The sequence below is a fragment of the Pedobacter sp. Leaf41 genome (genome assembly GCF_001422545.1).
GTDB lineage: Bacteria > Bacteroidota > Bacteroidia > Sphingobacteriales > Sphingobacteriaceae > Pedobacter.
The window spans coordinates 718,312-726,777 of the sequence record NZ_LMLE01000006.1 but is presented as its reverse complement, the minus strand read 5'-3'; the positions used below and the strand labels follow the sequence as shown (position 1 = coordinate 726,777).

Annotated in this window: 9 protein-coding genes; 5 read left to right on the top strand and 4 right to left on the bottom strand. The window is 38.6% G+C overall.

Features of this window, described 5'->3' with window-relative positions; all coding sequences use genetic code 11:
* Positions 1-560 precede the first annotated feature (560 nt).
* From ASE92_RS10375 to ASE92_RS10355, 5 genes are all read left to right on the top strand, one after another.
* Positions 561-923, top strand: a complete 363-nt coding sequence (locus tag ASE92_RS10375; RefSeq protein WP_056850012.1) for a hypothetical protein — start codon at positions 561-563, stop codon at positions 921-923.
* Entirely contained in the window at positions 914-1,717 is an 804-nt protein-coding gene (locus tag ASE92_RS10370; RefSeq protein ID WP_056850011.1) for an ABC transporter permease, read from the top strand. The genes ASE92_RS10375 and ASE92_RS10370 overlap by 10 nt, the downstream gene beginning before the upstream one ends.
* Positions 1,718-1,721: 4 nt before the next feature.
* Positions 1,722-2,492, top strand: a complete 771-nt coding sequence (locus ASE92_RS10365) for an ABC transporter ATP-binding protein (RefSeq protein WP_056850010.1) — start codon at positions 1,722-1,724, stop codon at positions 2,490-2,492.
* Positions 2,493-2,494: 2 nt separating this feature from the next.
* Positions 2,495-3,466 carry an MlaD family protein gene (locus tag ASE92_RS10360; protein WP_056850009.1) on the top strand — a complete coding sequence of 324 codons (972 nt, stop codon included), beginning with the start codon at positions 2,495-2,497 and terminating at the stop codon, positions 3,464-3,466.
* Between the two features lie 249 nt (positions 3,467-3,715).
* Complete coding sequence (locus ASE92_RS10355) at positions 3,716-3,895, top strand: hypothetical protein (protein ID WP_056850008.1); 180 nt, start codon at positions 3,716-3,718, stop codon at positions 3,893-3,895.
* Between the two features lie 18 nt (positions 3,896-3,913).
* On the opposite strand, the gene ASE92_RS10350 is transcribed toward ASE92_RS10355, so the two are convergent.
* The 4 genes from ASE92_RS10350 to ASE92_RS10335 form a co-directional block, all read right to left on the bottom strand.
* Positions 3,914-4,561 (bottom strand): response regulator transcription factor, encoded by a 648-nt coding sequence (locus ASE92_RS10350; protein ID WP_056850007.1) that lies wholly within the window; start codon positions 4,559-4,561, stop codon positions 3,914-3,916.
* Between the two features lie 133 nt (positions 4,562-4,694).
* Entirely contained in the window at positions 4,695-5,666 is a 972-nt protein-coding gene (locus ASE92_RS10345; RefSeq protein ID WP_056850006.1) for a type IX secretion system membrane protein PorP/SprF, read from the bottom strand.
* 14 nt (positions 5,667-5,680) lie between these two features.
* Complete coding sequence (locus ASE92_RS10340) at positions 5,681-7,012, bottom strand: gliding motility-associated C-terminal domain-containing protein (RefSeq protein WP_056850005.1); 1,332 nt, start codon at positions 7,010-7,012, stop codon at positions 5,681-5,683.
* Positions 7,012-8,466, bottom strand: coding sequence for a CshA/CshB family fibrillar adhesin-related protein (locus ASE92_RS10335; protein WP_056850004.1), 1,455 nt, complete (start codon positions 8,464-8,466; stop codon positions 7,012-7,014). The genes ASE92_RS10340 and ASE92_RS10335 overlap by 1 nt, the downstream gene beginning before the upstream one ends.

The following is an 8,466-nucleotide window of genomic DNA, read 5'->3' as shown; positions in this document are numbered from 1 at the left end:
ACACGGGACGATATGTTCTACAACAATTGGGTGATGTAGTATTTATTTAAGCTTGTCTGTTAGTTAAGCCTACATACGTAGTTCTAACCACTATGGTTTTGGAAGACAAACTTTCATATCCTTAGTTTACAGGGTGGGCATTAGGTCGCGAAGATATTACATTCCTTTGTCAGAATAATGTAACATATATTTATTTTGTAGTATTAATTAGACTCAACTCACAATGTTTTATTTATGTCATTAAACTTATTCGATTAGACAGACTCAGACGGTGTTTTCAAAATCCAAATTCTTGATAAATGTTGATCTAAATCAAATTTTTTCTAACAACTAAAGGTTGTATCATTTTTGAACTCCAGTATTATCCAACTATTTGGTTTTTAAATATTCAGCAATATAATATTTTCAATCACCAATTAGAGGCATTTTAATTATTCGTGAGAAGATTTGCGCTATTTCTATCGATCAAGAATTGATATAATGCTTAAGTTTAAATTCAAAAATATTTCCAATACTTTCCATCTAAACAAACAATTTCCCTAGCTATCTGTATTCTTAAAATGAGAATAATTTTGGCGCTTCCAATTGCTCTTTTAGTCATCGCTTGTCACAACACCAATCCAGAAAAGGGTTCTGGCGGGAATAAGGTTGATAAACAGGTCACATTATCAAATGATGCGATTGTAGATTCCACCAAAGCACTGCTCGATCAATCTTTCGAATTGGACCAGAAACATATCGACGGAATGATCTCGAATACTGAATATGATCAAAATAAAAAATCTTTAATGACTACCTTTAACGTGCTTTATAAAAGTTTGTCTCCAGCCGATACGCTAAAAGTGACGGAGTATCGCATTCAAAAAGAGGCAACAATTAAAGAAGATTCTACCAAAAAGACTAAAGCATCAAGATGGGAATAGAAAAGGTGGAAGATCCCAAAGATCAATCAAAACCTGTTAAAAAATTCGCTCAAACATTCATAAACCTCTACGAGGTTTTCCGTTTTATTGGCCGTTTTTTTAAGGAAGCATTCTTGCCTCCATATGAGTTCAAGGAATTAATGCGTCAATGTTATGAAATTGGTTATCGTTCCGCATTACTGATTTCTACCACTGGCTTTATTACAGGCTTAGTTTTTACAAAACAATCGCGTCCATCTTTGTCAGAATTTGGCGCAACATCCTGGCTCCCATCGTTGGTGGGCATTGCCTTACTAAGAACCCTTGCTCCATTACTTACCGGCCTAATTGCCGCTGGTAAAGTAGGTTCGAGCATTGGTGCAGAACTTGGCTCAATGAAAGTGAGCGAACAAATTGATGCCATGGAGGTTTCAGCAACAAATCCATTCAAATTCCTGGTATCAACCCGGGTAATGGCCGCCACCATCACCATGCCTATACTCACCTTTTATACAGCAATGGTTGGCATGTTGGGTGCGTTACTTAACGTTTCCGTTAACGAAGGCACCAGTGCTACTACATTTTTTCAAAGCGCCTTAGAAAGCATCACTTTTCTTGATATTATTGCATCAACCTTCAAAGCCATTCTCTTTGGTTTCACTATTGCAATAGTTGGTTGTTATCAGGGTTACAATTCATCAAAAGGCACTGAAGGTGTAGGTAAAGCAGCTAATTCATCGGTAGTAACGGCAATGTTCCTTATTTTTATTGAGGAAGTAGTTTGCGTACAAATTTTCAGTCTGTTTAACAGCTAATCGCATGGTACAAAAAGAAATCTTAAATAGCACCGAAAAGGTGATTGAGATAAAAAATCTCTATAAGGCTTTCGGCAGCTATCAGGTACTGGAAAATGCTTCCCTCGATCTTTACAAGGGAGAAAATCTGGTGGTTTTGGGTAAATCCGGAACAGGAAAATCAGTGTTGATTAAAATCATCATCGGTCTGCTCAAACCAGATTCGGGCTTAGTAAATGTGTTGGATCATGTTGTAGACGATATCTCTTACGAACAATTATTGGCACTCCGTCTTCGGGTAGGTTTTTCTTTTCAAAACAGTGCGCTTTATGATAGCATGACGGTAAGGGAAAACCTGGAGTTTCCCTTAGTAAGAAATCGCAGGGATTTGAGCAAACAGGAAGTTAAAGATTTAGTGGAAGAAATGCTGGATGCAGTTGGGTTATCTCAAACTATCAACCAAATGCCTTCCGAGCTCTCTGGGGGACAACGAAAACGAATTGGGATTGCTCGAACGTTGATTTTGAAACCAGAAATTATGCTCTATGATGAGCCTACCGCAGGGCTGGATCCCATTACATCTAAAGAAATAAACAAATTGATCAATACCGTACAGAAACGTTACCATACCAGCGCAATCGTAATTACCCACGATTTAACCTGTGCTAAAGAAACAGGGAACAGGGTAGCCATGTTGGTCGAACGTAGTTTCGAACGTCAGGGATCTTTCGACGATATTTTCAACTCAGGAGATCCGCAAGCACAACCATTTTTTGATTATAATTTTATACAGTAACCATGAACGATAATAAAAAGAAAATAACTGTCGGAATATTTATTGCCATTGGCATTTTGATATTCGTTTTTGCCATTTTTACTTTGGGTAGCCAAAAGAAAACCTTTGTTAAAAGCTTTACGTTGAGTGTTGTTTTCAACGATATCCAGGGATTGAAAAAGGGAAACAATGTATGGTTTTCTGGTGTTAAAATCGGCACAATCAAAAAGATTGAATTTTTTGGAACCTCACAGGTACGTGTATTTCTGAGCATAGAAGAAGATGTGCATAAGTATATACATAAAGATGCTGGTGCAAGCATAGGTGCCGATGGTTTAATCGGAAATAAAATTGTGGTGATCACTGGTGGAAATCCAAAATTTCCTTTCGTTGAAGACGGCGACGTGCTGAAGGTAAATAATTCCTTATCTACTGATGACATTATGAAAACCCTCCAGGTGAACAATAAAAACTTAGTCGATGTAACCGGCGACTTCAAGATTCTTGCCCATAACCTGGTAGATGGAAAAGGTGCCGCTGGCGCACTGCTTTCTGATGAAAAGTTGGCCCAGGATTTTAAAACGATGGTTGCTAATCTAAATAGGATAACAGCATCAACTGCGCAAACAGCACAAAGCTTAAATACATTCGGGAAAACACTGAATACCAAAAACGGCTTGATGGATAAAATGATGACGGATACAGCAGTATTTGCCAAGTTGGAACGCTCTGCCAGCACACTGCAAAAAACTGCACAATCGGCATCTGTAATGGCGGCTAACTTAGAAAAGGCTTCTGGAAAATTAAATAGTAATGATAACGCGGCAGGTTTACTGCTTAATGACGCTAAAACTGCCGATCAGGTAAGGGCGATCATGATCAATCTGGAAAAAAGCAGCAAGAAGCTTGATGAAGATTTAGAAGCTTTACAAAGCAACTTCCTGCTTCGCGGTTTCTTTAAAAAACGTGCCCGTGATTCAGTAAAAAACAAGTAAGAGATACTTCAATCGTTCATTATCCCAAACGCTGGCAAAATGATGAAGAAATGGCTAACGATTATTGGAGCAATTCTGATCCTTCTAGTCTGCTTGTTCTTTACCCAAAAAAAGCAATTACTGGAAATTGGAACAAGTCATGGAACATCTAAAAGTCCATTAAAAAGATAAGCTTTCCATACATGAATCGCAATTAGCTAAAACTTTTAACTTTCGAGCTTTGTTAAACAGTTAAATAAAAGAATTATCATGGAAACGAAGGAAAAAGATCAAGAAAAGGGGAAAGCTAAAACTTCAGGCACATCGAAAGAGAAAGCAAGTTTTGACCAGAATGGAAAAGGTGCTTCCGAAAAATATGGCCAGGCAGGAGATAGTCCTAATGAATCTGGCGAAGAATCTACTGGAACAACAAATGAAAATAAAAAATAAGGATGCTTGGAGCAATCCTTATTTTTCGTAGATGCTCATCTTCTCGGCAAGTTCAATAATACTTTTGATTTTCAACTTTTGGAATAACCTTAATTTATAAGTACTTACGGTTCCCATTTGCAAGTTAAGTTGATTGGAAATTTCCAATACTCCAACACCTTTGGTCAGCAATTCGGCAACTTCCAGCTCTCTGCCAGATAATTTTGTAAACGGATTATCTGCATCGTTACCTAAAATACTATTAAACATATTTTCCTTTACGTTGCGGCTAGAGTAACGGCTGCCCGCTAAAATGGTGGTAATAGCTGTTACAATTTCAGACTCTTCAGCGTTTTTAGCTAAATAACCCGAAGCTCCTGATTTTAGGTAAGGTACCGCGTAAATGTTTTCATTCAGGGAGGAGAACACCAATATTTTAGCATTGGGTTGAACCATTTTAATTTGATCTATTACCTTTAGATTATTGCCTCCAGGCAGATTCACATCGATAATGATTAGATTGGGTGCTTTCTCGGTTTCTAAAAGCGCTTGCTCTAGTGTTGCTGCATGGATAATTTCTACTCCAGCCCAAAAATCAGATATTAAGCTTTTTAAACCTCTGCGAATAATCTCGTGGTCATCGGCAATTAGCACAGTAAAGGTACTTCCAGTATTCTTTGATTTCATGTTAATTAGATATTTTGCAATTTAATAAATTGTTTCGTTTTTTTAGTATTTTGTCTGTTTTTTTATTCATAAAAAGACACTTTTCTGTCAGTTAAATCTGTAAATCTTATCTTACAGATTTCTGGATATGTATCTAAAACACCCTTGGTGTCGCCATTCTGATATTCGCCCTGATGAAGGAATATGCAATCGACATTTCATGTGTTCCTCCGCTATAGCCTTGCAACGGACCGATTGAAAAATCGTAACCATAACCTATTCTTAACCTTTCGGATGGAAAAATCTGAATTGCGGCTACTGCCGAATTTCGTTGAGATAAATCTTTTTGAAGATAACTTTTATCATAAAGCTTCACGCCTGTACGATATGATCCGCCAACCCACAAAAATTCTTTAACCATTAAAAAAGCATTTACATCTAAACTAGTTGGTCCGCCCCTATCATCTTTTAAAAGAAAAGATGGCTTAATCAGGAAATTCTCATTTATCGGGAACAAAGCACCAGCAGTTAAATAAAAATGTGGTTTTGGCTGTGGTATAAACGCATAACGATCAATATCAATATAGGCAGCAACTAAATTATCAGCAGAAAAACCTGCATAAAATTTGTCGTTTGCAAAATATACACCTGCTCTGGCATCGGGCAAAATGGTACTCTGTACGCCAACTGGCTGAAAAGGCTCTGGATCGTTTGGATTTAGCATCGAACCATCAATACCCAATTGAACCATACCAACCCCTAAACCTAAAGCCAACCTTGAGCTACCATCATTATTCAATCTGATACGGTAAGCATAGTTTCCATATAGGGCCAAATTGGTTTGTGCACCCAGTTTATCGCTAGATACCTGAAGCGCCAAACCTACATTTCCATCGTTGGCAATAGCATCTACCGCCAACGACATACTTTTAGGTGCGCCGGTAATCCCTGTCCATTGGCTGCGGTAAAAGCTGTGAACATTCAAAACCTCTTTATAGCCCGCATAAGCCGGATTGATATAGATTCCGTTGAACATATATTGACTGTACTGTGCGTCTTGCTGGGCAGAAACTGGTTTTACAAAAAACAAGAGGGAACACCCGATTAACAACAATATTTTTTTCATCTTCACGATATCTATTAGTTTTTAAATGCACGAATTAACGTGATGTACCCCTTAAAAACCTGCCAAGGCGAAGAAGCATTTTCTTTAACTCTCAACAAATAATAGTAAGTACCTTCATTCAGGCCTTCGCCAGTCCAGTTGTTTTGATAGTTGCTTGATTTATAAACTTCGTTACCCCAACGGTTTACAATAACCAGATCGTTTTGCGAGAATAAATTAAGACCACGGATTTCGAATATCTCGTTGGTACCATCACCATTAGGTGTAAATAAATTTGGTATAAATAGATTGCTTCCGGAAATAGAATGCTTGGTAAAAAAAGCACCATTTGCAGCCATATCTGCTTCAATAAGCAAATTCGAACGGGTATGAACACCTAGCGATGGATTTGTCCCGGTTACGATATCCCAATTGGAATTGCCTAAATAGCGGGCAATGGTTGCGGTCGCATCAACGAATTTTGAGCCGTTTGTATTTTGATTGTGTTGAAGTGTAATCGTGGTTTGAACAGGTACTGATGAATAAATATTCCAGGTACGATCTATTCCCTGTACAGTCGTTATTCCTGGAAGGTTAGCGCCAGAATAGTTTTGTACGCTTACATAAAGTTTGCCTGGTGCCTGAGGAGTTAACGTTGCAGGAGTATAATCGCCTTCAGCAATACCAACTGGAAAAACGAAGGTTGAACTTCCTAAAAACTCTTTCACCATGTGCCCGGAGATACTGTTACCGGTGACTACCATTCTATTTTGGCTATAATTGATAATTTTTCCAGCATCGTTAAAAACGAGGTTGCTGCCATTCAAGATAATGTTGGCATTGTTTTGAGTCAAATCTAAGGTACCCCCAATATTAAGCGTGGCTGCAAGCACACCCGACGGATTAGCTGTTCCATAACCTGGATCAGCAATATCACTCAGCGTAACACTGTTTCTATTGTGGTGCTCGATTAATAGATTGATAAAATTACTATTGTTTCCATCAATCATCGTTGAACTCGATGGCATATCAGCATAAAATGGATTGTCTCCAGGATTATAAATTACAATCTTACCCGAGCCAGAGAATTTTGCGCCAGGTGCAATCCAAATGTTTTTACTGTAAATTTCTAATGTTCCATCGATAACCCAATTTGCATTCGGACCGAAATAAGTACCTTCCGCATAACGGCTTTCCGTATTTCCCACCGAAACAATTACAGCAGAATTATCTACTGTTTTACTTCCTGCGCCAGTTTGCGCATCTGAACTTATGTTGCAAAATAGAAATATGATCAGGACAGTCAGCGTCTTCCAGAAGCCAACAGCTTTGTTGTTCTTGATATGTGTTAAATTAAATTTGTCCATTATTTCTTCTTTCCTTTACCTGGAAGCATTGGATTTGTTATAGTTGGACCTTGTATATATATTTTGTGATCTTCCACTTCACCTCCGGGTGTTGCCGATGTTGGAGATTGAAGATCTTTTAAATTCCTGCCATACCTCAGTCGCACATAAGTGCTTCTGATAATTCTTGAAACCGGAACTTTCCATTTGAGGGTAACAGATGTACCGGATTGTGGTGCTTTTTCAGTTATTCTTTCACTATCCTCAAAAACACCATTCTGATTAAAATCAATCCAACCAGAAATGTAGCCATCGAAAGTTCCTTTATACGTAATTTCTGCATTAATACTGTAGCCGGGCATATAATTTGCCTTGTAAGAAAAGCTTTTATACTCTGTAGGCCATGCATCTTCTTCGTTTACTCCGGCACTTCCATTATTGTTATCGCCCATGGCATCTTTGGTAAACAACGACCCAGCATCTACATCTGGTCCTCCCGAGCCCAGGTAACCTGAGGTGGATGCTAATAAAGCTCCAGACATATAGCCTAAAGTATTTAAATTTGTTACAGGACCGTTATCAGCGCCTGCAACAATATTATCACTTGAAACGGTTACATTATCTACGGCATGCAGCGGAGCACCGTAGGTTGCAGGAGCATCACCCCCATCAACTCCAGGGGGAAGAAGCCCAAGCGTAATAGCTGTTAATCCAGACCCCTTTAACGTCACATCGAAAGTTACTGCATAATCATTGCCAATAAATGCGGATTCTCTAAAGGTCAAAAATGATACGGCACCGGTATTCTGATCGTTTCCTTTTAAAAATTCGATACGTTGTGCAGTTGCATTAACGTTTACTTTTCGTACTTCGTAGGGATTAATATTCAAAAGGTTCTTTTGAAGTTCTACAATATTCCAGTCGCCATCGGCGGTAGCATTAAAATACTCCGTTGGTGCCAGTGATTCACCATCTCCTAAAACCATACCTGTCAGTTTTACCGGTTTTCCTTCCAGTGTTGCTTTACAGGTAATACGAAAGCTGCTAAGACCACCCGTTATTCCGTTTCTAATACCATTAACCAATTTATTAGACGTACCAATCCCGCCGATATTGTAACGATCATCCATTGAGTCGCCAACAAAATTACCGGGTGCATAACTTCTGATTTCACTACCTGAGAGATTCGAAAGTACGGCTTCCACACATAAAAACCTTCCACCTCCCAAATCAATCGAAGCGTAGGACGATGATCCGTTTACTAAAACTACATCATGTTTACCGTACGGGTTTTGAGCAACATTACTATTACTTGCCCCCCAGGTAAGCCATAATACCTGGTTTTTATAGGGACTCGTACCACCAGTAGCAAAAGCTGCTGTTTTAGGCTGCGAGATAAAACACTGTGAAAACGAAAGCTCACTTACAGCGCTCAGTCTGAAAATACAGATCAGGATAACTATTAATTTTTTCAT